Here is a 25,780-nt window from a genome sequence, read left to right as displayed (position 1 = left end):
TTTTTTTATCGGCAGAAGCGCTTGCGCGCCGCGAGATAGAATTCATACGGCGGGGTTTCGCCATACAGAGGTTCGAAACGACCGCTCGCCCAGATTTTGCGATCGGCAAAGCGAACGCGGACAACGCGCCGGTCGGCTTCCTCGCCATATTTTCCGGTGCTGTAGAGGATCAGTCCGATGTCGGCTTTTGCTGTCGTGCAGTTGAAGCTGATAAGCCCCTTATTGACGAACTTTTCGCTGGTTTCGAAATAGACGTCGCGCCAGCCGCCGTCCGCCTTTTCGAGCCGTCCGTACCAGGTCGTGAAATAGACGGCGTCGATCTGCTGGCGGTAGAGATATTCGACGGTCACACCGGGCCGGTAATCACTCGGCTGCCCGCCCTTCTCCTCCGCCGTCGCGCCGGGAGCGGCAAACGCCAGCGTCGCGACCGCAAGAGGCGACAGGAGGCGGATCACGCGGCCCCCTCCAGCGCCTGCGCCAGGTCGGCGATGATGTCGTCGATATGCTCGATCCCCACCGAAACGCGGACGACATCGGGGCCGGCACCCGACAGCGCCAGTTCTTCTTCCGAAAGCTGGCTGTGCGTCGTCGATGCGGGATGGATGACCAGCGAGCGCGTGTCGCCGAGGTTCGCGAGGTGGCTGAACAACTTGACCGACGACACCAGTTTCACGCCCGCATCGTAGCCGCCCTTCAATCCAAAGGTGAACACCGACCCGGCGCGACCGCCGAGATATTTATGCGCCAGTTCGTGATAGGGGCTGTCGCGCAGGCCGGCGTAGGATACCCAGCTAACCGCCGGATGTTCCTGCAGCCATTTTGCGAGCTGGACCGCGTTGCTGCAATGACGCTCCATGCGGAGCGCCAGCGTTTCCATACCGGTGAGCGCGAGAAACGCGTTCATCGGCGCGAGCGCAGGGCCAAGGTCGCGCAGGCCGAGCGTCCGTGTCGCCAAGATGAAGGCCAGATTGCCGAAAGCCTCGGTAAATTTCAGCCCGTGATAGGAAGCGTTCGGCTCGCTCAGCGCCGGATATTTTCCGCTCTTCGCCCAATCGAACGACCCCGCATCGACGATCACGCCGCCGATTGCATTGCCGTGGCCGTTCAGGAACTTCGTCGTCGAATGGACGACGATGTCGGCACCGTGCTCGATCGGCCGGCACAGGATCGGCGTCGCCATCGTATTATCGACGATCAGCGGCACGCCTGCATCGTGCGCGACCTTTGCGATCGCCTCGATATCCTGGACGACCCCGCCGGGGTTGGCGAGGCTCTCGATGAACACCGCGCGGGTGTTTTCATTGATCGCGGCGGCGACATTGCCCGCATCGTCAGCGTCGACGAAATGCGTCGTCCACGCCATCTTGCGAAAGCTCTGCCCCAATTGGTTGAGCGATCCGCCATAGAGCTTGCGCGCCGCGACAATTTCGCACCCCGGCTCCATCAGCGTGTGGAATGCCAGGAACTGTGCGGCATGGCCCGATGCCACCGCCAGCGCCGCCTGCCCGCCCTCCAGCGCCGCAATCTTGCCTTCGAGCGCGCCGTTGGTCGGGTTCATGATCCGGGTGTAGATGTTCCCGAATTCCTGCAGGTTGAACAGCCGCGCGGCATGATCGACGTCGTCGAACACATAGGACGCGGTCTGATAAATTGGCGTAATCCGCGCCTTGGTCGTCGGATCGGGCGCGGTTCCGGCATGAACCGATAGGGTTTCGGGCTTTTGTCCGGTCACGCAGCATCCTCCAGCGGCGGCATATTATGGCCGAGCAGGCGCAGCACGTCGGCGGCGCATTCGACCACGTTCGAGCCGGGGCCGTAAATTCCCTGCACCCCTGCGTCACGCAGATATTGGTAATCCTGCGGCGGGATGACGCCGCCCGCGATCACCTTGATATCGCTGCGCCCGGCTTCCTTCAATTTGCCGATCAGTTCGGGGATCAGCGTCTTGTGGCCCGCGGCGAGGCTCGATGCGCCGACGACATCGACACCGCTTTCGAGTGCGAGCACGACGGTTTCATCGGGGGTCTGGAACAGCGGTCCCGAGACGACGTCGAAGCCCATGTCGCCGAACGCCGAGGCGATGACGTTGGCGCCGCGGTCGTGGCCGTCCTGCCCCATCTTGGCGACGAGCAATTTGGGTTTGCGTCCCATGCGACGCTCGACCGCCTTCACGCCGTCGAGCACCTGCTGCCAGCGGTCGTCGCCCTCATAGGGGGCGGCGTAGACGCCTTTCACCGGGGTCGGCTGGGTGCCGTAACGGTCGAAGCTTTCCTCCATAGCCGACGAGATTTCGCCGAGCGTCGCACGCGCGCGCGCGGCTTCGACCGCGAGCGCGAGCAAATTGTTCTCGATGCTCGAAGGCTGCGCGGCGCCGTCGCGGAGCGCCTTGAGGGCGGCGGTACACGCCGCTTCGTCGCGCGATGCCTTGATGCGGTTGATCCGCGCGATCTGGCCTTCGCGCACCTTGGCGTTATCGACCTCGAGCGTTTCGAGCAGGTCTTCGTCTTTCAGGCGATATTTGTTCACCCCGACGATCACGTCGTCGCCGCGGTCGACCCGCGCCTGCCGCGCCGCGGCGGCGGTCTCGATCATCGCCTTGGGCCAGCCGGCTGCCACAGCCTTGGCCATGCCGCCTTCCTTCTCGACGCGCTCGATGATCTCCCACGCCTTGTCGACGAGTTCCTGCGTCAGCGCCTCGACATAGTAAGAGCCGCCGAGCGGATCGACGACCTTGGTCATGCCCGTTTCTTCCTGGATGACGATCTGCGTGTTGCGCGCGATACGCGCCGAGAAATCGGTCGGCAGCGCGATCGCTTCGTCGAGCGCGTTGGTGTGGAGGCTCTGCGTCCCGCCGAGCATCGCCGCCATCGCCTCGATCGTCGTGCGCATGACGTTGTTGTACGGATCCTGCTCGGTGAGGCTGACCCCCGATGTCTGGCAGTGCGTGCGCAGCATCTTCGACCGCTCGTCCTTGGCGCCGAGGTTGGTCATCACGCGGTGCCACAGCACGCGCGCGGCGCGCAGCTTCGCGATTTCCATGAAGAAGTTCATGCCGATCGCGAAGAAGAAGCTCAGGCGCCCGGCGAACTTGTCGATGTCGAGGCCCGAAGCGACGCCGTAGCGCACATATTCGGCGCCGTCGGCGATGGTGAAGGCCAGCTCTTGCACCTGCGTCGCGCCGGCTTCCTGCATATGATAGCCGGAGATCGAGATGCTGTTGAACTTGGGCATCTCGCGGCTGGTGTAGCCGAAGATGTCGCTGATGATCCGCATGCTCGGCTCGGGCGGATAGATGTATGTATTGCGGACCATGAACTCCTTGAGGATGTCGTTCTGGATGGTCCCGTCGAGCAGCTTCCGATCGACGCCCTGCTCCTCGCCCGCGACGATGAAAAAGGCGAGGATCGGGATGACCGCGCCGTTCATCGTCATGCTGACCGACATCTGGTCGAGCGGGATGCCGTCGAAGAGGATCTTCATATCCTCGACGCTGTCGATCGCGACCCCCGCCTTGCCGACGTCGCCGACGACGCGCGGATGGTCGCTGTCATAGCCGCGGTGGGTCGCGAGGTCGAAGGCGACCGACAGGCCCTTCTGCCCCGCGGCGAGATTGCGGCGATAGAAAGCGTTCGATTCCTCGGCGGTCGAAAAGCCCGCATATTGCCGGATCGTCCACGGCCGCCCCGCATACATCGACGCACGCACGCCGCGGGTGAAGGGCGCGAAACCGGGCAGGCCGGGATCGGCCGTCACGTCTTCGGCCGTATAGAGCGGCTTGACGTCGATCCCCTCGGGCGTCGCCCAGGTCAGGTCCTTGCCCTTCACTTCCTTGTCGGCGGCGGCAGCCCATTGGTCGATGGTCGGCTTGTCGGTCATATGCAGTCTCGTTTCATTTTCGTCATGCCGGACCTGATCCGGCATCCATGGACCCCGGATCAAGTCCGGGGTGACGAAGGAATAAAGGTCAGTGCGCCGTTTTCGGCGTCTCCATAACTTCGGTCAGCACCCCGCCCATATCCTTGGGGTGGAGGAAGAAGATCAGCGTCCCGTGCGCGCCGATCCGCGGTTCGCCGAGCACGCGCTTGCCCATCGCCTCGAATTCGGCCTTGGCGGCGTGGATGTCGGGCACTTCGTAACACAGATGATGCTGTCCACCCGCGGGGTTCTTTTGCAGGAAGGCCGCGATCGACGCGTTGCCCGGCAAGGGTTCGATCAGCTCGATCTGCGTGCCGTTCAGGCCGCTGTCGGTCGGGGTATCGATGAAGCAGACTTTTACCCCCTGTTCGGGCAGGTCGAACGGCTCGTGGATCTGCGTCGCCCCCATCACGTCGCGATAAAAGGCGATGCTGTCGGCGATCGACGGCGTCGCGACGCCGATGTGATTGAGGCGACCCAGTTTCATGTCATTCTCCTCAGCAACCCGGAATCTGGTCTTTGCCGACCAGCTCATACTTGCCGTTTTTCAACACATATTGCTGCTTGATTGCGCGCGTGCCCGCATAGGTGACTGTAAAGCTCTTGTCGGGTACGGCCGCGGTGATCTGGCCGTCGAAGCCCTGTTCCTTCTGGTTCAGGCCGGCGCCCGAGCTCATGCTGTCGGTAAAGCCGCCGCGATCGAGGGGGGCGCCCGGTGCAAGCTCGGTTACTGTCGCGCTGCTGATCGCGCAGCCCTGCCACACGCCGCCGCCCGATGTGACGAGATAGGGGTTTTTGCCGAGCGCATCACTGAAGGCCCATGCCGTCGCGGCGTTGCCGACGCTGCCGACCGAGCCGAGGTTCAGCCACTCGCCCTTGCGTTGCCAGCCCGACGGGCCGCCCTGCAGATAATGGATCGCGTTGATCCCGCCTTCGCTGTGCCCGGCATCTTCGAGGCTACCGAGGCTGAGCAGCACGCCGACATTGTTCGGGAGCAGGTGGATGGCGGCGGGCCGGAACTGATAGGTTCGCCCGTCGATCTCGCGCGTCGCCGTCGCTTCGGCCCCTTTCGGAAGCCCGAAGGCCGCCCGGAACGCGAGGCTGATCGTAGTGCTCTCCTCGCTGTTCAGCGTCACCGGAAAAGCGGGCTTCGGCTCGCCGACGGGGGTGTCGGGATCGAACGCAAACGCCGCCGGCGAAGCGAGCAGGGCGGGAACAATCAGGGCACCAAGAAGGAATTTACGCATCTTCAAACCTCTTTCGGAATCAAGGACATGACGGCCATGTTCTAGCCGCCTCCCGTCCTTGCCTCCAGTCCGGTGCTTTCTATGTGCCGGACGTCACACATCGCGACAAAAACGCGATTGCGGTCACAGCGGAATATTGTCGTGCTTCTTCCACGGGTTTTCGAGTTGCTTGTTCCGCAGCTTGCGGAGCCCCAACGCGATCCGCTTGCGCGTGTTGTGCGGGTGGATGACCTCGTCGATATAGCCGCGCGACGCCGCGACGAACGGGTTCGCGAAGCGGTCCTCATATTCCTTCGTGCGCTGCGCGATCTTTTCGGGGTCGCCGATGTCGCTGCGGAAGATGATCTCGACCGCGCCCTTCGCGCCCATCACCGCGATCTCGGCGGTCGGCCAGGCATAGTTGAGGTCGCCGCGCAGATGCTTCGAGGCCATCACGTCGTACGCGCCGCCATAGGCCTTGCGCGTGATCACGGTGATCTTCGGTACCGTCGCCTCGGCATAAGCGAAGAGCAGCTTCGCGCCATGCTTGATGATGCCGTTATACTCCTGCGCGGTGCCGGGCAAGAAGCCGGGAACGTCGACGAAGGTGATGATCGGGATCTCGAACGCGTCACAGAAGCGCACGAAGCGTGCGGCCTTCTTCGACGAATTGATGTCGAGCACGCCGGCGAGCACGAGCGGCTGGTTCGCGACGATGCCGATCGTGCGCCCCTCGATCCGTCCGAACCCGCAGATGATATTCGCGGCGTGCGCCGGCTGCACCTCGAAGAAGTCGCCCTCGTCGACTGTTTTCCGGATCAGTTCGTGCATGTCGTACGGCTGGTTCGCGTTCGGCGGGATCAGCGTGTCGAGGCTGGGCTCGGCGCGGTCGTAGGGATCGCTCGTCGGGCGTACCGGAACGCCGCTGCGGTTATTCTCGGGCAGGTAATCGAAGAAGTCGCGCGCCGCGAGCAGCGCCTCGATGTCGTTCTCGAACGCCAGGTCGGCAACCGAGCTTTTGGTCGTGTGCGTGATCGCGCCGCCGAGCTCTTCCTGCGTCACGACCTCGTTCGTCACCGTCTTCACAACGTCGGGCCCGGTGACGAACATGTAGCTCGAATCCTTCACCATGAAGATGAAGTCGGTCATCGCGGGGCTGTACACCGCGCCGCCCGCGCACGGGCCCATGATGAGCGAAATCTGCGGGACGACGCCCGATGCGAGGACGTTGCGCTGGAAGACCTCGGCATAGCCGCCGAGCGACGCGACGCCCTCCTGGATGCGCGCCCCGCCGCTGTCGTTGAGGCCGATCACCGGGGCGCCGACCTTCATCGCATTGTCCATCACCTTCATGATCTTTTCGGCATGGCGCTCCGACAGCGAGCCGCCGAAGACGGTGAAGTCCTGGCTGAAGACATAGACGAGGCGGCCGTTGATCGTGCCGCTGCCCGTGACGACGCCGTCGCCGGGGACGATCTGGTCCTGCATCCCGAAATCGGTGCAATTATGTTCGACATAGGTGTCGAGTTCTTCGAACGACCCTTCGTCGAGAAGCACGTCGAGCCGTTCGCGCGCGGTCAGCTTGCCCTTGGCGTGCTGGGCATCGATGCGCTTTTGCCCACCCCCCATGGCGGCGGCGGCGCGGCGGCGTTCCATTTCGGCGATATTGGCGGACACTGGCTTCTCCATCGGTCGGGAGAGCGTCGTCTGCCCGCTTCGCGGCGCAGAGGCAAATGCGAATTTGCAAAGTTGCAAAGTCCAGTTTTGCAAACTAGGTTGCGCGAATGGCCCCTCGCCGCCTCTTTGCCGGCCGCCAGCTTCGCGAGTTGCGCGAAGCACGGACGCTCAAGCAAGCCGACTTCGCGGCACGGCTGGGCATATCCGCCTCCTACCTCAGCCAGATCGAGCATGACGACCGCCCGTTGACCCCGGCGTTGCTCGACCGGTTGCAGGGCCTTTTCCCTCTCGAATGGGAGGAAGTGGCGCATGATGCAGACGACCGCCGACAGGGCGCGCTGCGCGAGGCGGCCGCCGATCCGCTGTTCGCCGCGACGCCGATGGCGCCCGAACAGCTCGAACGCGCGGCGCTGCAGCAACCGCAGCTCGCCGACCAGTTCGTCGCGCTGCATGCCGCCTATCGTCGCGCCGGGCAACGTTTGCAGATTATCGACGAGGCGCTGACCGGTGGCACCGCCGAGGGTAGCCGCCTGCCGTGGGAAGAGGTGCGCGACTGGTTTCACGACGCGGGCAATTATGTCGACAGCATCGACCGCGCCGCCGAGGCGCTGGCGGAGCAGCTTCGGGGGCGCGATCCTTCGCCCGCGATCGAGGCGATCGAACGGCGGCTGCGCGACGCGCTGGGCATTTCGATCGTCTACCAGCAGGCGCAAGCCCTGCGCGATTTCGACGCGACGATGCGCCACTTGGTGATCGATCCGTCACAGCCTGCCGAGACCCGCCGTTTCCAGCTCGCGCACCAACTGGCGGCGCTTGCGCTCACCAAGGAAATCGCGGCGGTGGTCGAAGCTTCGCCGCTGCGTACCGCGGCGGCGAGGCAGCTTCTCCACGTCGGCCTCGCCAACTATGCCGCGGGCGCGGTGCTGATGCCCTATGCGCCCTTCCGCGCCAGCGCGCGCGCGGTGCGGCACGATATCGACCGGCTGCGTCTTGCATATGGCGTCAGCTTCGAACAGGCGTGCCATCGCCTCTCGACGCTCCAGCGCCCCGGGGCGCGTGGCATCCCGATGTTCTTCTGCCGCGTCGACATGGCAGGCAACATCACCAAGCGGCACAGCGCAACGCGGCTGCAATTCGCGCGCTTCGGCGGCGCCTGTCCCCTGTGGATCGTCCACGAAGCGGCGGCGATTCCCGACCGCATATTGTTCCAGCTCGCCGAGACGCCCGATGGCCTGCGCTATGTGTCGATGGCGAAGGGGCTGGTGAAGCCGTCGGGCAGCTACGCGCGCAGCCCGCGCCGCTATGCCGTCGCGCTGGGGTGCGAGGCGCAATATGCCGCCGAGTTCGTCTATGCCGATGGGGTCGATGTTGCCGCGCCGCAAGCCGCGACGCGCATCGGCCTGTCGTGCCGCATCTGTCCACGCGACGATTGCGACCAGCGCGCCTTTCCGCCGAGCGACCGCCCGATTTTGGTCGACCCCGACCGCCGCGACGTCGTGCCGTACCGGATCGGTTAGGGCTTCACGATTCCGCGCTCGATCAGGCTATGCGCCGTCGCGAGGATCGCTTCCTCGGGCGGGCGCATCGTCCAGCCGAGCGTGGTCATCGCATGGCTGCTGTCGCCGCCGCGGACATTGCCAAGTTCGGCGACGAGCTGCTTGAGTTCGGGACGAACAAGCGCGAACAGCTTGAGCAGCCAGTCGGGCATCCTGCGCGCCGGCACCTTCCGCGCCCGTTCGCCGAGGCTCGCGCGGAGCAGGTTCGCGACATCGATCATCTTCAGAAATGGTCCCGAGCACACGTAGCGCTCGTCCCGAATGCCGGGCGCGGTCAGCGCGCGGTAATGGAGGTCGGCAACGTCGCGGACGTCGATGATCCCGAAGCCGATGTCGGGGCACATCGGCACCTTGCCCTCGAGCAATTGCTTCACCAGTTCGATCGAGGTCGAGAGATCGTCGGACAGTAACGGTCCGAACACCGCCGCGGGATTGACCGAGGCGAATTCCATATCGCCGCCCTCGACCGCAACCCAGTCGCGCGCCGCACGTTCGGCGACGGTCTTCGAGCGCGGATAGGGCATGACGTCGGGGTTATCGAGATTGGTCCAGTCGGCTTCGTTGTAGAGGTCGCGGCCCTTGCCATGGCCATAGGCAATGGCGGCCATCGACGAGGTCAGGACGAAGCGCCGGACCCCTGCGGCTTTCGCAAAGCGCAATGCGCGAAGAGCGCCCTCGCGCGCGGGTAGGATCAGTTCGTCGGGATGCTTTGGTACGCCCAGCGGAAAAGGCGACGCGACATGCGCGACATGGCTGCACCCCGCCATCGCATCGGCCCAGCCGGCGTCATTTTCGAGGTCGGCGGCAAAGAAGCGGAGCTTGTCGCTATCGACGTCCAGCCAACCGCGGACTTCGGGTTCGCGCCTCGGGCTGCGAACCGTCGTGTTCACGGTCCAGCCATTCGCGATCAGCTGCCGGATCAGGAAGCCCGCGATATAGCCGCTGCCCCCGGTGACCAGTGCCGTTCCCGCCATGCGCCCCTCCCCTCGCTCATTTGCGGGGAAGATAGCGCATTCGGGTTGCAGGCCGAAACCTTATTTCAGCAGCACCAGCTCCTCCGCCATGCTCGGGTGCAGCGCGACGGTGTTGTCGAAATCGGCCTTGGTCAGCCCCGCCTTCACCGCGATCGCGGCGGCTTGCAGGATTTCGGGGGCGTCGGGGCCGATCATGTGGAGGCCGACGACCTGGTCGGTCGCCGCGTTCACGACCATCTTGTAAAGGGCGCGCTCGTTGCGGCCCGCAAGGACATTCTTCATCGCGCGAAAATCGCTGGTGTAGACGCGGATCGAGCCGAGCTTGTTGCGTGCCTCGGCCTCGGTCATCCCGACCGCGCCGATCGGCGGATGGCTGAACACCGCGCTCGGGACATTGGCATAGTCGACCAGCGTCGGCTTGTTGCCGAAGAAGGTGTCGGCGAACGCCTGCCCCTCGCGGATCGCGACCGGCGTGAGTTGGATGCGGTTGGTCACGTCGCCGACCGCGAAGATGCTCGGCACCGACGACTGGTTGCGCTCGTCGACCTTGATCGCGCCATGCTCGTCGAGTTCGACCCCCGCCTCTTCGAGGCCGAGACCCTTGCTGTTGGGAACGCGCCCCGCTGCGACGAGCACCGCGTCGGCCTGGATCGCGTCGCAATTTTCGAGGTTCACGGTGAGCGACCCGTCGTCATTGCGCTCGATCGACTGGAACGGCGCGTTGAAACGGAATTCGATGCCCTTGGTCATCGAAATCTGGAGCAGCCGGTCGCGGATCTGTTCGTCATAGCCGCGCAGGATCGTGTCGCCGCGATTGACGATCGTCACCTTGCTGCCGAACTCGTTGAAGATGCCGGCAAATTCGTTCGCGATATAGCCGCCGCCCGCGATCACCACGCGCTTCGGCAGTTTTTCGAGATGGAAGACTTCGTTCGAGGTGATCGCATGTTCGCTGCCCGGAAATTCGGGGACATGCGGCCAGCCGCCGGTCGCGATCAGGATCCGCTCGGCACTGATTTCCTGCCCGTCGGCAAGCCGTACCTTCTGCGGCCCCACGACGGTCGCGCGCGTCTTGAAGACGGTGACCTTGTGGTTCTCGAGCGTCTGGCCATAGAGCCCCTCGAGCCGGGTGACTTCGGCGAGGACATTGTCGCGCAGGCGGTCCCAGTCGAATTTGCAGTCGGGAACGTCCCAGCCGAACTGGCGCGCATCCTTCAGGTCTTCGGCGAAATGCGCGCCGTAAACGAGCAGTTTCTTGGGCACGCAGCCGCGGATGACGCAGGTGCCGCCGACCCGATGCTCCTCGGCCACCGCGACGCGCGCGCCGTGCGAGGCGGCGATGCGCGAGGCGCGGACCCCGCCCGACCCGGCGCCGATGACAAACAGGTCGAAGTCGAAATTGCTCATGGGAACCCCTGCTCTGGATGGCCGTATGCTATGCGCAGCGAGCGCCTATGTGGTTACGCCGCGCCGCGATGCCAATCGAATTTTGCGCTCACAGCAAGCGGAGCCTCCTCACTCCCCCAATGCGGCGTGCATCAGCGCGCGCGTCGCCGGGTCGAACTCGACCGTTCCTTCGGCGAGGCCCTTCGCCATTTCCTTGCCCAGCTCGACCCCGAACTGATCGAACGGGTTGATCCCGAGCAGCACGGCGTTGGCGAATACGCGATGCTCATAGAAAGCAATGAGCGCGCCAAGGCTGTGCGGCGTCACCTGATCGAGCAGGATCGTCGTCGAGGGGCGGTTTCCCGGATAGTTGCGCGCGCCGTCGGTGCTTGCCCGCCCCGTCATCAGCGCCGCGCCCTGCGCGATGCAATTGGCGACGAGCGTTTCGTGGTGGGCGTCGTCGAGCAGATGGTCGGGCTCGCGCGCGACGACGAATTCGACCGGGGTCAGGTGCGTGCCCTGATGGAGGAGCTGGAAGACCGCGTGCTGCGCGTCGGTGCCGACGCCGCCCCAGGTGATCGGCGCGGTCTGCTGCGCGAGGGGCTTGCCGTCGAAGGTCACCGACTTGCCGTTCGATTCCATCTCGAGTTGCTGGAGATAGTCGGGAAGCAGGCGCAGCCGCTCGTCATAAGCGAACACCGCGCGGGTCTGGCACTCGAGCCGGTTGGCGTAAATCTGGTCGGCGAAGGCCGCGAGCAGGCAGACATTGTCAGCGCCGTCGGCGAGCCGGAAATGGCGATCCATCTCGGCCGCGCCCTCCAGCAGGTCGGCAAAGGCGTCCCAGCCGAGCGCGAGCGCCGCCGGAAAGCTGATCGACGACCAGAGCGAATAGCGGCCGCCGACACTCTCGTTGAACGGCAGGATACGCGTCTCGTCGACGCCCCATTCGATCGCGCGTTCGGGCATCGCGGTGAGCGCGATGACGCGGCCCAGCGGGTCGTCGACCCCGCCCTCTTCCAGCCATTGTAGCGCCGACGCGGCGTTGAGCAGCGTTTCGGTGGTGGTGAAAGTCTTCGATGCGACCGCGACCAGCGTATGTTCGGGGCTGAACTTTCGGAACGCTTCGTCCAGCGCGGCGCCATCGACGTTCGAGACGACCGCGACATCGTAGCGCGAGCCCTGCCGCCCGAGCGCGTCGATGAGCAGGTCGGGACCGAGCGCGGAACCGCCGATCCCGATATGCAAAAGGTGCCGGATTTCGCCGAATGCGCCGGCTTCGATCGCATCGACCATCATCCGCATCCGCTGGTGCAGCGCCTGCGCGGCGTGGACCGACTCCGGCGCCCCGTCGCCGCGTTCGGCGCTATGTTCGGCGGCGCGTCCCTCGGTCGGATTGGCGATGCCGCCCGAAAACAGCGTCTTGCGACGCCCGGCGAAGTCCTGCACCTCGGCCAGGCCGGACAGGATCGCGATCGCCGCACCGTCGAGATGCGTCTTGGCGAAGTCGAAGCGGATGTCGGCGACGTTGCGCACCAGCACCTGAAGCCGGGCTTCGGGATCGGCCGTGACAAGCTCGGTCAGCTTCGTGGGCTGCCATTCGGCGAGGGCTTGCCATGCGTGATCGGCTGTCGTCATCGGAACTTCCTTGGTTTCGGACCGCATCGAGCGGGAACGGGATATCGACTCTTCTCTAAGCCCGCCGCCCGTCGCGCGCCAGTGGCGTCCGCCGATATTTGCTTGACGTGGCAACCTATTCATCGCCAATGCCGCGACATGACCAACGCCAGCTTTACCGCCGATGTGACGCCCCCGACGGGACCCGCGCCGTCCGCCCCCACCCCGGCCCCCGTGTCGGCGAAGGAAGAGGCGGTGGACACTGTCCGCTTCCTCGCGCTGCTCGCGATCGCGGTACTGATTTTCCGCAGCTTTTTCCTGTCACCGTTCAACATCCCGTCGGAATCGATGCAGCCGCGGCTGCTGATCGGCGACTATCTGCTCGTCAACAAGATGGCCTATGGCTATTCGAAATACAGCCTTCCGTTCAGCGTGCCCCTGATCCCGGGCCGTATTTTCGCGCGGACCCCCGAGCGCGGCGACGTTGTCGTGTTCAAGGCGCCGCCGGTTGCCGACAATGACTATATCAAGCGCGTGATCGGGCTGCCCGGCGACAGCGTTCAGGTGAAGGAAGGCATCGTCTGGCTGAACGGCAAGCCGCTGAAGCGCGAAACCATGCCCGACTTCGTCATCCCGGTGACCCCCAACATGGTCGAAGCGTCGCGCGCGACGGGCACCCTGCCCTGCTACTCGCCCGAATTCGAGGAAGTCGCCGCCGACGGCCAGCGCCAGTGCCGCTACAAGCAGTTCCGCGAGACGCTGCCGAGCGGCAAGAGCTATGCGATCCTCGACATCACGACGATCCCTGAGGACAACACACCGCTCGTCGTCGTCCCCGCGGGCCATTTGTTCCTGATGGGCGATAACCGCGACCGCAGCGCCGACAGCCGTTTCCCCGCAATGGAAAATCAGGGCATCGGCCTCGTCCCCGAAGAAAATCTGGTTGGCCACGCGCTGGTCGGCATGTTCTCGACCGACGGATCGGCAAGCTGGCTCAACCCGATTAGCTGGTTCACCGCGGCGCGCTGGGAACGCATCGGGGAAGGTTTTTGAGCGACCCCCTCGACACCGGGGCGCTCGCCGGGATTATCGGCTGCACCCCGGACGACACGGCGCTCTACGATCTGGCGCTTACGCATGGCAGCACCGGGCGCGCCGATTACCAGCGGCTCGAATTTCTCGGCGACCGCGTGCTCGGGCTCGTTATCGCGTCCGAGCTCTACACGCGTTTTCCCACGGCGAGCGAAGGCGAGATGTCTTCGCGGTTGCACGTGCTCGCGTCGGGCGCGACCTGTGCCGCGATCGCACAGCGGCTCGACCTCCCCGCGCTGATCCGCTTCGGCGCGCAGGCGCGCAACGACGGCGGGCGATACAGCGACAATATCGCCGCCGACGCGATCGAGGCACTGATCGGTGCTCTCTACCTAGACCAGGGCGCGGACGCCGCGCGCCGCTTCATCCTTACGCATTGGAGCGAGATGATCGACGGCCAGCAGGCGGCGCCGAAGCATCCCAAGGCGGCGCTGCAGGAATGGGCGTTGGCGCGCAAGCGCCGTCCGCCCGAATATGAAATCGTCGCGCGCGAAGGCCCCGACCATGCGCCGCGTTTCCGCGTCGCGGTCAGCCTCGGCAAGCTCGCGCGAGCCGAAGCCGAAGGCGCATCAAAACAGGCAGCGGAAAAGGCGGCAGCCGCCGCATTGCTCGCCGAACTCGAAGGATTAAAGGAATGACCCACCGTTGCGGATTTGTCGCCGTCGTCGGCGCGCCCAACGCGGGCAAATCGACGATCGTCAACGCGCTCGTCGGCCAGAAGGTCGCGATCGTCAGCCCGAAGGCGCAGACGACGCGCACACGGCTGATGGGCGTCGCGATGGACGGCGAAACCCAGATCGTCCTGATCGACACCCCCGGCATCTTCGCCCCCACCCGGCGCCTCGACCGCGCGATGGTTGCGGCGGCGTGGGGCAGCCTCGAGGAAGCCGAGGCGATCCTCGTGATGGTCGACGCCGCGGCGAAGCTGACGGGCCGCGTCGAGCGCGTTCTCGAAGGCATCGCGAACCGGCCCGAGAAGAAATATCTGGTCCTGAATAAGGTCGACCTGACCAAGAAGGACAAGCTGCTCACCATCGCGACCGAACTCAACGGACGCGTCGCGTTCGACGAAACCTTCTTCATCTCGGCGAGCAGCGGCGACGGGGTGCCCGAACTCAAGGCGCATCTGGCCGCGTTGATGCCCGAGGGGCCGTGGCATTTCCCCGAAGACGAGGTCAGCGACGCCCCCGAACGGATGCTCGCGGCCGAAATTACGCGCGAGCAGCTTTATCGCCAGCTCCACGAGGAACTGCCCTACCAATCGACCGTCGAGACCGAGAAGTTCACGAACCGTCCCGACGGCAGCGCCGAAATCCACCAGCAGATCCTCGTCGCGCGCGACAATCAGCGCGCGATCATCCTCGGCCACAAGGGGGAGCGGATCAAGGAAATCGGCAGCCGCGCGCGCGCCGAGCTGACCGAGCTATTGGGCCGCAAGGTCCACCTGTTCCTGCACGTCAAGGTCAAGGCGAACTGGGACGAGGACCGCGGCGTCTATCGCGACATGGGGCTCGACTGGGTCGACTAGATCCGCCGGCAATCGTTCGGCGGCGGATTGCCGTCGAAGCGCGAGGTGATCCAGCCGATCGTTTCCTGTGCGCTGTCCTTCGCGCTCGCGCCATGATCGCCGGTCATGTCGATCCATCGCGTCGGGGTCCCGCGCCTGCACACCGCCTTGGCGAACTTGCGTGTCACGGCAGGCGCAATGATGGTGTCGTTGCTGCTCTGCGCGATCAGCAACGGTCCCGGCACCCTGGCGGGATCGACGCTGTTCGCGCGCTCGAAGGAAGCGAAGGGTTCGATCTTCGCAATATCCTTGTTCTTGGTGGCACGGGCGATGGTCAGGATACCGAGGATCGTACCCAGCTTCGGCTTCGCGTTGAAACTGACGCAATTATTCTCGCTTAGCCGGCGAATGATGCCCTGATTGGTGCGGTTGGTAATGCTGTCGAGCGAGAAGCCGTAGAGCGTCGACCAGCTGTGCAGCGCAAAGGACAGGAGCAGCGCGCGCGCATTCTTGTCACTTCCCTGTGCGAGGTTCGCAGCAAGCTCGGTTGGCGGGGCGGCCGCGGCTGTGCCGACGAGGGTCAGGTCGGGTGCGTAACCGCGAGCCGCGATCGCAGTCCACAACGCGGCGTGGCCGCCTTGCGACTCCCCCCATACGGCAAAGGCATTTCCTGCCGCCGCGCCGGGTATCTCGCGTGCGGCGCGAACCGCATCGAGAACCGCATTGGCGGTATCATGCCCGACAAGGAACGGGTGCACCGTCGGGCTCGCGAGGCCGATATAGTCGGGCGCGACGACGACATAGCCGCTGCGGACGGCGTTCATGCCCGCGCTGTAAGGAAAGAAATCGGGGCTGAGCGACGGCGCGCATTTTTCGGCTACGCCCCATGCGCCGTGGGTCCAGGCGATGACCCGGCGCGGCCGCGATGGAATCGCCTCCATTGGCGCGGCGACGATGCCGGTGACGGCAAGACGCTGGCCGCTGCCGTTCATCGTCCAGTACTGGACGCGCCAAGCCTGCGTTCCGGGCGGCGTATCGGCCATCGGCTGGGCCGAAATCAGATAGCGTGATGGCTGGGCTGCGGCGGGCAAGGAAAGCGCGGACAGGATGGTGAGCAGGATCACGGCATAGAAATGGCGCATCGAAATACCTCCCGATGCGCCACCCTATCACGGCTCTGCAGCGGCGCAAACGCCGCGCGTTAACGTTACTCGGCTGCAGCCTTTTTCTTCGCCGGAGCCTTCTTCGCCACGGGCTTCTTCGCCGCCGCCTTCTTCGGCGCGGCCTTCTTCTTGCCCTTCGCAGGGCCCTTCGCGGCGCGCGCGTCGATCAGCGCAATCGCCTCTTCGAGCGTGAGCGTCGCCGGGTCGGCGCTCTTCGGCAGCGTCGCGTTCGTCGTTCCGTCGGTCACATAGGGGCCGAAGCGCCCCTCCATCAGCTTCATCTCGCCGCCGCTCGTCGGATGCGGGCCGAAGGTGTTGAGCGGCTCGGCCTTGGTGCGCCCGCGCCCGCCACCGGCAGCCGCTTCGGCGATCCGCACGACCGCTGCGTTCATGCCGATGTCGAAGATTTCGGCGGTGCCGGTCAGCTTGGCATATTTGCCGTCGTGGAGCAGATAGGGGCCATAACGCCCCAGCCCCGCCATGATCGGCTTGCCGCTTTCGGGATGCACACCGACCTCGCGCGGCAGGCTGAGCAGCCGCAGCGCATAATCGAGATCGAAATCTTCACCCGGGATGTCCTGCGGGATCGACGAACGCTTCGCCTCCTTGCCATCGCCGAGCTGGATATAGGGACCGAAACGCCCGCTGCGCTTCGTCACTTCCAGTCCGGATTCGGGGTCGGTGCCGAGCGTCTCCGGCCCGGTGTCGGCTTCGCCGTTGCCGCCCGGCTGCGCGAATTTACGCGTGAATTTGCAGTCGGGATAGTTGCTGCATGCGATAAACGGCCCGAACTTGCCGCCGCGCAGCGCGAGCCGCCCGGTGCCGCAATTGGGGCAGAGGCGCGGGTCGCTGCCGTCGCCCTTGTCGGGGAAGAGATAGGGGCCGAGGAATTCATCAAGCGCCGCGGTGATCTCCGACGGCTTCTGTTCCATCACCTCGCCAGTGCGCGGCTTGAAGTCGCGCCAGAAGCGTTCGAGCACCGCCTGCCACTGCGCACGTCCGCCCGAGACGTCGTCGAGTTCTTCCTCGAGGCCCGCGGTATAGTCATATTCGACATAGCGTTCGAAAAAGCGTTCGAGGAAGGCGGTGAGGAGCCGCCCGCTCTCTTCGGGAATGAAGCGGTTCTTTTCGACCGTCACATAGGCGCGGTCCTTCAGAACCTGCAGGATCGCCGCCCAGGTCGACGGGCGCCCGATCCCCAGCTCTTCCATCTTCTTGACCATGCTGGCTTCGGAATAGCGCGGCGGCGGCTGGGTCTCGTGGCTTTCGACCTCGACCCCCGTCTTCGCGGGCGCATCGCCCTTCGCCATCGCGGGCAGCAGGCGCGCGTCGTCATCGTCACCGCTGTCGTCCCGGCCTTCGTCGTACAGCGCGAGAAAGCCCGGGAATTTGATCACCTGTCCGGTCGCCCGCATCACCGTCTTGCCGGTGCCGTCGGCGAGGTCGATGCTCGTCCGCTCCAACCGCGCCGAGGCCATCTGGCTCGCCATCGCGCGCTTCCAGATCAGCTCGTAAAGCCGCGCATGATCGCCGCTGCCCGCCTTGTCCTTCGAAAAGTCGGTCGGACGGATCGCTTCGTGCGCTTCCTGCGCATTTTTCGCCTTGGTCTGATAGATACGCGGCTTGTCGGGAACATAGCCCCCGTCATAGCGGTTCGCGATCGCGGCGCGCGCGGCGCTGATCGCCGCACCGTCCATCTGCACGCCGTCGGTACGCATATAGGTGATCGCGCCGTCCTCATAGAGGCCCTGTGCGACGCGCATCGTGTGGCTGGCCGAGAAGCCGAGCTTGCGCGCGGCTTCCTGTTGCAAGGTCGACGTCGTGAAGGGCGGCGGCGGATTGCGCGTCAGCGGCTTGGTTTCGACCGCATCGACGGTGAAATGCCCTGCCTTCACATCGGCTTCGGCCGCGCGTGCATCGGCTTCGCTGGTGATCGACAGCCGTTCGACCTTCTCGCCGCGCCACTGCGCAAGGCGCGCCTTGAAGGGCGTTCCCGACATTTCGAAAAGGCCCGTGATCGACCAATATTGCTGCGCAACAAAGGCTTCGATTTCGCGTTCGCGTTCGACGATCATGCGCAGCGTCACGGACTGGACACGGCCCGCCGATTTGGCGCCGGGTAGCTTGCGCCACAGCACCGGCGACAGCGTGAAACCGACGAGGTAATCGAGCGCGCGGCGGGCGCGATAGGCGTCGATCAGATCGTCGTCGAGCGCGCGCGGATGCGCCATCGCGGTGAGCACCGCATCCTTGGTAATCGCGTTGAAGGTCACGCGGTCGACCTCGGCGGGCAGCGCCTTTTTGCTGCGCAGCAATTCCTGCACGTGCCAGCTGATCGCCTCGCCCTCGCGATCAGGGTCAGTCGCGAGGATCAGGCGGTCGGCACTCTTTGCCGCGTCCTGGATTTCCTTCATCCGCTTCGTCTTGTCGGGATACAGCTGCCACTGCATCGCAAAGCCGTCGTCGGGATCGACCGACCCGTCCTTGGGCGGCAGGTCGCGGACGTGACCATAGGACGCCAGCACCTTGAAATCGCGCCCCAGATACTTCTCGATCGTCTTCGCCTTCGCAGGCGATTCCACAATTACCAATTGCATTAAAAAACTATCCCCGTCACCGGCTCTCACATGTACGCGCGAGGGTGGCGGGGATAGCTTGATTCCGTCAAGCCGGATTTTTCGTCAGCCGTCCTGCCATTTGAAGTCGGCGGGCAGGATGCATTTGCCCGCGTCATATTTGCCGACGCTGCGGATGATCTCGTTATCGTCCGGCTCGATGCGGCGGCCGCTGATCTGGCTGTCGATCACACGGCGGACCAGCGCGTCGAGCTTGGTCACCAGGTAACAGTCGATCGCCGGCGGCGCGTGCGGGTTGCCCACGCCGCTGTCGTCGGTCAGGAACAGATAGCGCGACTGCGTTGCCGCCGCCATCGCGCGCATCGCATATTCGGCCTTGTCGGCGACGCCCGACGCGGCGACCGGGGTGATATGGATCCGCTTGGCGCGCGCGGCTTCGGCCGCAGCCCAGGTTCGGGCGAACTTGTCGTCGTGCGGCGGCGCGTCGGCGACGAGCAGCAGCGACTTCACCGCATCGGGACGCCAGTCCTGCCCGACCGCGCGGATCATCGCCTGATCCATCGCCTCGGGATAGTCGCCGCCGCCATTTGCTTCCTGCCGCGCCAGCGCGCCCTGTACGCGACCGATGTCGCGGTCGAAGGCGACCGTGCGCGTGACATAATCGTCGCCGAGATCGCGATAGAAGACGAAGCCGATCCGGATATCGAGATCGCGGTGCTTAGCCGTAATCGCGCCGATGATCGAGCGGAGTTCGGCCTGAAGATAGTTGATTTCGTCGCCCATGCTGCCCGTCGTGTCGACGACAAGCATCAGATCGAGCTTGGTCGCCTTCGCCGCTGCCTGGCTGGCGGTCAGGCCGACAAGTTGTCCGCCCGCGGCGTTGCTCACGAACACGGGCCGCGCGTCGGCGATGGTCCGCCCCGCCTTCCGCGCGGAAACGGTGATCCGTTCGCTCAGGCGGTCGACGCCGGGAAAGAAGACCGCGCTGCCGTCTGCCTGCGTTGCCATGGTAATGCTGTTGCCGTCGCTGCAGGTTACGATGACGTCGGCGAAGGGGATCGGTTGCCCGCTGCGGTCATTGACCTTCACCGTCACAACGCGCGTCGTGTCGACACGCGGCAGATTGCGGACCTCCTGCCCCAGATCGCCGTTGCGGTTGACGTAGGAGGCGTAAAGTTCGGGGTTGAGAAGATCGTCATGCTCGCCCGCGGTCAATATGCCCGATTGCGGCTGCGGTTGCGGCCTGGGATAGGGTCTGGGCGGCGGAAGGCGGGAGTCTGGCACCGCCGGTTCGGCCGAACGCTCGGCCGCATAATCGGCGGAATCGATCGTCGTGACAGGAGATGGCGCTTCCGTCCCCGGAGCCGGGATGCGCGAACCGGTTACGACAACCTCGGCAGCGTCGTCGGCGCTGGAATAGACCGGCGGCGGAGGAGGAGGAGGAGCCGGTGCAGGGACGGCGGTCATCCGGTCCTCACGATCGCCCTTGCTGCGACCGGTCGTTTTCATACCGCCATTCGCCTGTTGCGGCTGCGTCCGAACCTCGGGGGCGAGCTGTGGCAGCGGCGCTGCGTTCCGGCAGAACCCCCGATCCGGCGCAGGTACCGAATGCGCCATCGCCAGCGGGATCGGCGCGGGAGCCGAACCGAATACCGCAAACATCGTGACACCCGTGAGCAACCGGCTTCGCATCGTCGAACTCCCCGCCATGTGATGCAATATCATCAAACTGCGGAGTCGCCGCTGAACCGTGACTGAACCGCGATGAAGCGTTAGATCTTCGGCGGTTGGGTCGCTGTGCGAGCGATCACACGAGTGAAATCTTCGCGCCGGCGTGGCGTTCGACGCGACCGGCAAGCTCAAGCTCGAGCAGCACCAGCTGGACGGCGGCTGCCGCCTGCCCCGACTGGCGCACCAACTCGTCGACCGCGACCGGCGTCGGCCCGAGCAGGTCGATCAGCGCCCGCCGCTCACCCTCGCTCGCATCTGCCTGCGCCGCGGCGACGGCGAAGCGCTGCGCGGGTTCGCGCACCATCCGGGCGTCGATCGGCCCGACCGCTTCGAGCACGTCGTCGACCGTCTGGATCAGAGTCGCGCCTTCGCGGATCAGCATGTTGCATCCTTGCGCGCGCGGATCGAGCGGCGAGCCGGGCACCGCCATCACCTCGCGTCCATAATCGCCCGCGCGGCGCGCGGTGATCAGCGAGCCCGATCTGGGTGCCGCCTCGATCACCACCGTGCCGTGTGCCAGTCCCGCGATGATCCGGTTGCGCGACGGGAAATGGCGCGCGAGCGGCTCGGTGCCCGGCGGCTGTTCGGCGACCAGCAACTGGTCGCTGGCGATCTTTTCCTGCAGCGCCGCGTTTTCGGGTGGAAAGGCGATGTCGATCCCGCTCGCAATGACGCCGACGGTTGCTCCGCCGAGCGCACCGACATGCGCGGCGGTATCGACACCCCGCGCCAGCCCGCTGACCACCGTCACCTCGTGTGCAGCAAGGTCCGCGCCAAGCTGGCGCGCGAAGCGGCACGCGACGGCGGAGGCGTTGCGCGCGCCGACGATCGCGACGCACGGCCGCCGCAGTATCGCCGCGTCGCCGCGCACGACGAGCACGGGCGGCGCGCCTTCGACTTCGCGGAGCAGCGGCGAATAATCATCCTCGTCGACGAAGATATGGCGGGCGCCGAGGCTCGCTACGCGATCGAACTCGCGCTCGGCGATATCGGCGGGCGCGATGCGCGCCTTCCCTGCCCCGCCGCGCAGCACGAGGTCGGGCAGCGCGGCGAGCGCGGCTTCGCCCGATCCGAAGCGTTGCATCAACTGGTGCCAGCTTACCGGTCCGACATGCGGCGTGCGGATCAGCCGCAGCCGTGCCAGCCGCTCGGCGTGGGTCACGCCCCGTCTTTCTTTCCGCCGATGCGCGGCTCGGTGCCGGCGCGCAGCCGCGCGATGTTCTCGCGGTGGCGCCAAAGCACGATCACCGCCAACCCCGCGAGACCGATGGCATAGACCGGATAGCCGAGCGCGAGCGCGGCAACGGGCGCCGAAACTGCGCCCAACATGCCGCCAAGCGACGAGATGCGAAGCAGCAGCACGGCGCCGAGCCACACGACCGCAAAGACCAGCCCGATCGGCCAGGCGAGCGCGAGCGCGAGGCCGAGCAGCGTCGCAACCCCCTTGCCGCCCCGGAAGTTCAGCCAGACGGGATAGCAGTGGCCGATCATCGCGGCGGCGCCCGCGATCATCGCGGCGTGATCGCCGAGTTCGGGAGCAAAATAGCGCGCGAGCAGCACCGCGACCGCACCCTTGGCGCCATCGAGGATCAGCGTTGCCGCCGCGAGGCCCTTGCGTCCCGTGCGCAGGACATTGGTCGCGCCGATATTGCCCGACCCGATCTGGCGCAGGTCGCCCGCGCCGAACAGCCGTGTCAGGATGACACCAAAGGGGATCGAGCCGAGAAGATAGCCGGCAGCGACCAGGTAAAATATCGTCATGGCAATCCCCGCTTCGTTCCCCGCCTATGTGGCGATGTTACGGGCAGCAATCAACGGATTCGGATGCGATGGGTATCAAAATGGATTTGATAGCGGTCGCTCCGGCCTGCTAGGCGGGCGCGATGCACGCCCCGCCGCCCGATGCCCCGATCCTTTTCTTCGACAGCGGCCTCGGTGGGCTGACCGTCCTCGGACCGACGCGCGCGCTGCTGCCGACCGCACCCATCGTCTACGCTGCCGATTATGCGGGTCTGCCTTATGGCAAGAAAAGCAACGAGGAACTCGCCGCGCGCGTCCCGGCGCTGCTCGGCCGCCTCGTCGAGCGATATCAGCCGCGCCTCGCGGTAATCGCGTGCAACACCGCGTCGACGATCGCCTTGTCGCACGTCCGCGCCGCGCTCGACGTGCCGATCGTGGGCACCGTCCCCGCGATCAAGCCCGCCGCGGAGATGACGAAAACGGGCGTCATCGGCGTGCTCGGAACCGAAGCAACGGTGCGCCAGCCCTATGTCGACGACCTGAGCGCGCGGTTCGCGCGCGACAAGACCGTGCTCCGCCATGGCAGCCCAGGCCTCGTCACCGGCGCCGAAGCAAAGCTGCGCGGAGAGAGCGTCGATCCCGCCGTCATCGCCCGCGCCGTCGCGGGTCTTCGCGACCAGCCGGGAGGCGATGCGATCGACGTCATCGTCCTCGCCTGCACGCACTTTCCGCTCTTGCACGATGAACTGCAGGCGGCTGTCGGCCCCGGCGTCCGGTTGATCGACGGCGCCGAGGGCATCGCCCGCCGCGTCGCGCACCTGACCGACGGCCAGCGCTGGCCCGAAACCGCGACGCCCGGCATCGCGGTGTTCACGCGCAGCGAAGACCGCCCGCCGCCCTCGCTCGCCGCGCTCGCGCCTTACGGTATCGGCGCGATCGAGACCATCTAGCCGCGCCTATTCGTTGCCGGCGGCGCACGCTGCCATCCAGGCGCGCTCTCCGGGTTCGGGTCCCTGCTCACCCGGATCGGCGACCTTCGGCATCCCGACGAGCCGGCTTGCCCCCGCGCAGGGGTGCAAATCGCGGCTGCCGAACAGCCTTCCGTTGCACAGGCCCAGTTTCCGGTTCGTGGCTTGCCAGCCCACTTTTTCGGCACCCTCGGGCGCACGCCCGCTGCAATAGGTGTCGGTTTCCGACCCCGGCTCCCCGCAAATCTTCTCGATCTGCGTGACATTCGCTTTCGCCGTGCCAACGAAGCGCTGTTCGTAATAGGCGTTGGTCGCGAAATAGCGCTGGACCCCGCACACCCGGTTCCCGCGCTGGGCAAGCATCGTATATTCGCAGATCTCCGCGCCCTGATAGGTGTCGCAGGACATCCACGCCCCCTCGAACGGCGCGGGCGTCAACGCCGGCGCAGCGGTTGACGCAGCGACCCCCGCGGTGATCGTCAGGATGACTGTTGTGGCGAGGCGCATATCGATTATTCCTTCCTCTGGAGTTCGGTTTCTCCCCTGCACGCGACGCGTCGACGGCGCGGTGCGGACGATCACAATGCCCCCGTACAGCGCCAGCCGGTAGGACAATTTGCCCTATAGCTGCGAATCGTTCGCACTGGATTTCGGCCGGATTCGGCGTTATTGGCCCGCATGTTAATAGCCGCCGGAGGGAGCGGCTCAAGAGCCTGGACTGGCACCTGACTGCGGGGCTGAAACGTGAACTATAACGATATTTTTGCACGCGCGATCGACCGGCTGCACGAAGAAGGACGCTACCGCGTCTTCATCGACATCTTGCGCAACAAGGGCGCTTTTCCCAACGCACGCTGCTTCGCCGGCCACAACGGGCCGAAGCCGATTACCGTGTGGTGCTCGAACGACTATCTCGCAATGGGCCAGCATCCCAAGGTCATCGCGGCGATGGAAGAGGCGCTGCACGACGTCGGCGCGGGATCGGGCGGCACGCGCAATATCGGCGGCAACACCCACTACCATGTCGACCTCGAACATGAACTCGCCGACCTGCACGGCAAGGAAGGCGCGCTGCTCTTCACCTCGGGCTATATCTCGAACGAGGCGACGCTCGGCACGCTCGGCAAGCTGCTGCCGAACTGCATCATCTATTCGGACGAATTGAACCACGCCTCGATGATCGCGGGCATTCGCAATTCGGGCTGCGAAAAGCGCGTGTGGCGCCACAACGACCTCGAACATCTCGAAGAACTGCTGGCCGCCGACGATCCGGAAGCGGCCAAGCTGATCGCGTTCGAAAGCGTCTATTCGATGGACGGCGACGTCGCCCCGATCCACGCGATCTGCGACCTTGCCGACAAATATAACGCGCTGACCTATTGCGACGAAGTCCATGCCGTCGGCATGTACGGCCCGCGCGGTGGCGGCATCAGCGATCGCGACGAAGCCGCAAGCCGCATCACCATCATCGAAGGCACGCTCGGCAAGGCGTTCGGCGTGATGGGCGGCTATATCGCGGCCGACAAGAATATCATCGACGTGATCCGCAGCTATGCGCCCGGCTTCATCTTCACGACCAGCCTGTCGCCGGTGCTCGTTGCGGGCGTGCTCGCGAGCGTGCGGCACCTGAAGGCGTCGAGCGTCGAACGCGACGCGCAGCAGGAGGCTGCGGCCTACCTCAAGCAATGCTTCCGCGATGCGGGCTTGCCGGTGATGGATTCGACGACGCACATCGTTCCGCTGATGGTCGGCGATCCGGTGCGCGCGAAGAAGATCAGCGACATATTGCTCGCCGAATATGGCGTCTATGTGCAGCCGATCAATTTCCCGACCGTGCCGCGCGGCACCGAACGCCTGCGCTTCACGCCCGGCCCGGCGCATGACGAGGCGATGATGCGCGAGCTGACGCAGGCGCTGGTCGAAATCTGGGACCGCCTCGAACTGCAGCTCCAGAAGGCCGCGTGACGCTCTCTGCCGGTTATGACGAAGTCGTTGTCGGGCGCCGCTCGATCCGCGGCTTCCTCGACAAGCCCGTTCCGAAAGCCCTTGTTGCCGAAGTGATCGAGGTCGCGATGCGCGCGCCCTCGTCGTTCAACAACCAGTGCTGGAACTTCTCGGTCGTCACGGGCGATCCGCTCGCGGCGATCCGGCAGGGCAACACCGACGGCATTCTCGCGGGCAAGCCCGACAGCCGCGAATTCCGCCGCTTCGACGGCATCGCCGACGACCATCGCGGCCGCCAGATCGAGATCGCCAAGCAACTCTTCGGTGCGATGGGAATCGCGCGCGAAGACAAGGACGCGCGGCAGGACTGGGTGCTCCGCGGTTTCCGCCAGTTCGACGCGCCGGTCAGCATCGTCGTGACCTATGACCGCGTCCTGCTCGGCAGCGACATCGCACCCTTCGACTGCGGCGCGGTGACCAACGCGCTCGTCAACGCCGCCTGGTCGCGCGGGCTGGGCTGCGTCATCAACAGCCAAGGCATCATGCAAAGCCCCGTCGTGCGCGAACATGCGCGCATCCCCGACGATCAGGTCATCATGATCTGCGTCGCGATGGGCTGGCCCGACGCCGATTTCCCGGCGAATGCGGTGGTATCGAACCGCAAGAGCGTCGAAGAGGCGGTGCGTTTCGTCGGCTTCGACGATTAGTTCC

The 25,780-nt window shown here is 65.4% G+C and carries 22 protein-coding genes; 7 read left to right on the top strand and 15 right to left on the bottom strand.

Annotation, left to right across the window (positions count from 1 at the left end):
- Positions 1–5: 5 nt before the first annotated feature.
- The 6 genes from ACIPPQ_RS12985 to ACIPPQ_RS12960 all read right to left on the bottom strand — a co-directional run bounded on the left by ACIPPQ_RS12985 (position 6) and on the right by ACIPPQ_RS12960 (position 6,818).
- Positions 6–455, bottom strand: a complete 450-nt coding sequence (locus tag ACIPPQ_RS12985; RefSeq protein ID WP_446544501.1) for a hypothetical protein — start codon at positions 453–455, stop codon at positions 6–8.
- Entirely contained in the window at positions 452–1,732 is a 1,281-nt protein-coding gene (locus tag ACIPPQ_RS12980; protein WP_446544500.1) for an O-acetylhomoserine aminocarboxypropyltransferase, read from the bottom strand. Before ACIPPQ_RS12980 ends, ACIPPQ_RS12985 begins: the two co-directional genes overlap by 4 nt.
- Complete coding sequence (gene scpA / locus ACIPPQ_RS12975; RefSeq protein ID WP_446544499.1) at positions 1,729–3,876, bottom strand: methylmalonyl-CoA mutase; 2,148 nt, start codon at positions 3,874–3,876, stop codon at positions 1,729–1,731. The genes ACIPPQ_RS12980 and scpA overlap by 4 nt, the downstream gene beginning before the upstream one ends.
- 88 nt (positions 3,877–3,964) lie before the next feature.
- Positions 3,965–4,402 carry a methylmalonyl-CoA epimerase gene (mce, locus tag ACIPPQ_RS12970; protein ID WP_446544498.1) on the bottom strand — a complete coding sequence of 146 codons (438 nt, stop codon included), beginning with the start codon at positions 4,400–4,402 and terminating at the stop codon, positions 3,965–3,967.
- Positions 4,403–4,412: 10 nt separating this feature from the next.
- Positions 4,413–5,162 (bottom strand): hypothetical protein, encoded by a 750-nt coding sequence (locus ACIPPQ_RS12965; protein ID WP_446544497.1) that lies wholly within the window; start codon positions 5,160–5,162, stop codon positions 4,413–4,415.
- Positions 5,163–5,285: 123 nt separating this feature from the next.
- Positions 5,286–6,818: an acyl-CoA carboxylase subunit beta gene (locus ACIPPQ_RS12960; RefSeq protein WP_446544496.1), complete on the bottom strand. Its 1,533-nt coding sequence runs from the start codon at positions 6,816–6,818 to the stop codon at positions 5,286–5,288.
- A 107-nt stretch (positions 6,819–6,925) separates the two neighbouring features.
- Here ACIPPQ_RS12960 and ACIPPQ_RS12955 point away from each other — a divergent pair, with 107 nt between their 5' ends.
- A complete protein-coding gene (locus ACIPPQ_RS12955; RefSeq protein WP_446544495.1) occupies positions 6,926–8,335 on the top strand; it encodes a helix-turn-helix domain-containing protein in 1,410 nt (469 codons plus the stop codon).
- On the opposite strand, the gene ACIPPQ_RS12950 is transcribed toward ACIPPQ_RS12955, so the two are convergent.
- From ACIPPQ_RS12950 to pgi, 3 genes are all read right to left on the bottom strand, one after another.
- Entirely contained in the window at positions 8,332–9,348 is a 1,017-nt protein-coding gene (locus ACIPPQ_RS12950) for an NAD-dependent epimerase/dehydratase family protein (protein ID WP_446544494.1), read from the bottom strand. The genes ACIPPQ_RS12955 and ACIPPQ_RS12950 overlap by 4 nt on opposite strands.
- Positions 9,349–9,408: 60 nt before the next feature.
- Complete coding sequence (gene gor / locus ACIPPQ_RS12945; protein ID WP_446544493.1) at positions 9,409–10,755, bottom strand: glutathione-disulfide reductase; 1,347 nt, start codon at positions 10,753–10,755, stop codon at positions 9,409–9,411.
- A 108-nt stretch (positions 10,756–10,863) separates the two neighbouring features.
- Positions 10,864–12,369: a glucose-6-phosphate isomerase gene (pgi, locus tag ACIPPQ_RS12940; protein ID WP_446544492.1), complete on the bottom strand. Its 1,506-nt coding sequence runs from the start codon at positions 12,367–12,369 to the stop codon at positions 10,864–10,866.
- Between the two features lie 213 nt (positions 12,370–12,582).
- On the opposite strand from pgi, the gene lepB reads away from it, so the two are divergent.
- Genes lepB through era form a run of 3 tightly spaced genes read left to right on the top strand, consistent with a single transcriptional unit; the run spans position 12,583 to position 14,968 of the window.
- Positions 12,583–13,401 carry a signal peptidase I gene (gene lepB / locus ACIPPQ_RS12935; protein WP_446544713.1) on the top strand — a complete coding sequence of 273 codons (819 nt, stop codon included), beginning with the start codon at positions 12,583–12,585 and terminating at the stop codon, positions 13,399–13,401.
- Positions 13,398–14,078: a ribonuclease III gene (gene rnc / locus ACIPPQ_RS12930; protein WP_446544491.1), complete on the top strand. Its 681-nt coding sequence runs from the start codon at positions 13,398–13,400 to the stop codon at positions 14,076–14,078. Before lepB ends, rnc begins: the two co-directional genes overlap by 4 nt.
- Positions 14,075–14,968, top strand: coding sequence for a GTPase Era (era, locus tag ACIPPQ_RS12925; RefSeq protein ID WP_446544490.1), 894 nt, complete (start codon positions 14,075–14,077; stop codon positions 14,966–14,968). Before rnc ends, era begins: the two co-directional genes overlap by 4 nt.
- Here the strand turns inward: era and ACIPPQ_RS12920 are convergent.
- From ACIPPQ_RS12920 to plsY, 5 genes are all read right to left on the bottom strand, one after another.
- Complete coding sequence (locus ACIPPQ_RS12920) at positions 14,965–16,089, bottom strand: lipase family protein (protein ID WP_446544489.1); 1,125 nt, start codon at positions 16,087–16,089, stop codon at positions 14,965–14,967. The two genes, era and ACIPPQ_RS12920, sit on opposite strands and share 4 nt — an antisense overlap.
- Positions 16,090–16,154: 65 nt before the next feature.
- Positions 16,155–18,707 (bottom strand): type I DNA topoisomerase, encoded by a 2,553-nt coding sequence (topA, locus tag ACIPPQ_RS12915; protein ID WP_446544488.1) that lies wholly within the window; start codon positions 18,705–18,707, stop codon positions 16,155–16,157.
- Positions 18,708–18,791: 84 nt separating this feature from the next.
- Positions 18,792–20,378 carry a VWA domain-containing protein gene (locus ACIPPQ_RS12910; protein ID WP_446544487.1) on the bottom strand — a complete coding sequence of 529 codons (1,587 nt, stop codon included), beginning with the start codon at positions 20,376–20,378 and terminating at the stop codon, positions 18,792–18,794.
- Between the two features lie 115 nt (positions 20,379–20,493).
- Complete coding sequence (gene dprA / locus ACIPPQ_RS12905; protein WP_446544486.1) at positions 20,494–21,579, bottom strand: DNA-processing protein DprA; 1,086 nt, start codon at positions 21,577–21,579, stop codon at positions 20,494–20,496.
- Positions 21,576–22,178: a glycerol-3-phosphate 1-O-acyltransferase PlsY gene (plsY, locus tag ACIPPQ_RS12900; protein WP_446544485.1), complete on the bottom strand. Its 603-nt coding sequence runs from the start codon at positions 22,176–22,178 to the stop codon at positions 21,576–21,578. The genes dprA and plsY overlap by 4 nt, the downstream gene beginning before the upstream one ends.
- A gap of 122 nt (positions 22,179–22,300) precedes the next feature.
- Between plsY and murI the strand changes: the two genes are divergently transcribed.
- Entirely contained in the window at positions 22,301–23,107 is an 807-nt protein-coding gene (murI, locus tag ACIPPQ_RS12895) for a glutamate racemase (protein WP_446544484.1), read from the top strand.
- 6 nt (positions 23,108–23,113) lie between these two features.
- Here the strand turns inward: murI and ACIPPQ_RS12890 are convergent, their stop codons facing one another.
- Positions 23,114–23,632 carry a hypothetical protein gene (locus tag ACIPPQ_RS12890; RefSeq protein WP_446544483.1) on the bottom strand — a complete coding sequence of 173 codons (519 nt, stop codon included), beginning with the start codon at positions 23,630–23,632 and terminating at the stop codon, positions 23,114–23,116.
- Between the two features lie 237 nt (positions 23,633–23,869).
- On the opposite strand from ACIPPQ_RS12890, the gene hemA reads away from it, so the two are divergent.
- Both hemA and ACIPPQ_RS12880 read left to right on the top strand, forming a co-directional pair.
- Positions 23,870–25,090, top strand: a complete 1,221-nt coding sequence (gene hemA, locus ACIPPQ_RS12885) for a 5-aminolevulinate synthase (RefSeq protein ID WP_327454745.1) — start codon at positions 23,870–23,872, stop codon at positions 25,088–25,090.
- Complete coding sequence (locus tag ACIPPQ_RS12880) at positions 25,087–25,776, top strand: nitroreductase (protein WP_446544482.1); 690 nt, start codon at positions 25,087–25,089, stop codon at positions 25,774–25,776. The genes hemA and ACIPPQ_RS12880 overlap by 4 nt, the downstream gene beginning before the upstream one ends.
- The last annotated feature ends 4 nt before the right edge of the window (positions 25,777–25,780 follow it).

The sequence above is a fragment of the Sphingopyxis sp. LARHCG72 genome (genome assembly GCF_052871675.1).
This window is presented reverse-complemented; position numbering and strand designations above follow the sequence as displayed.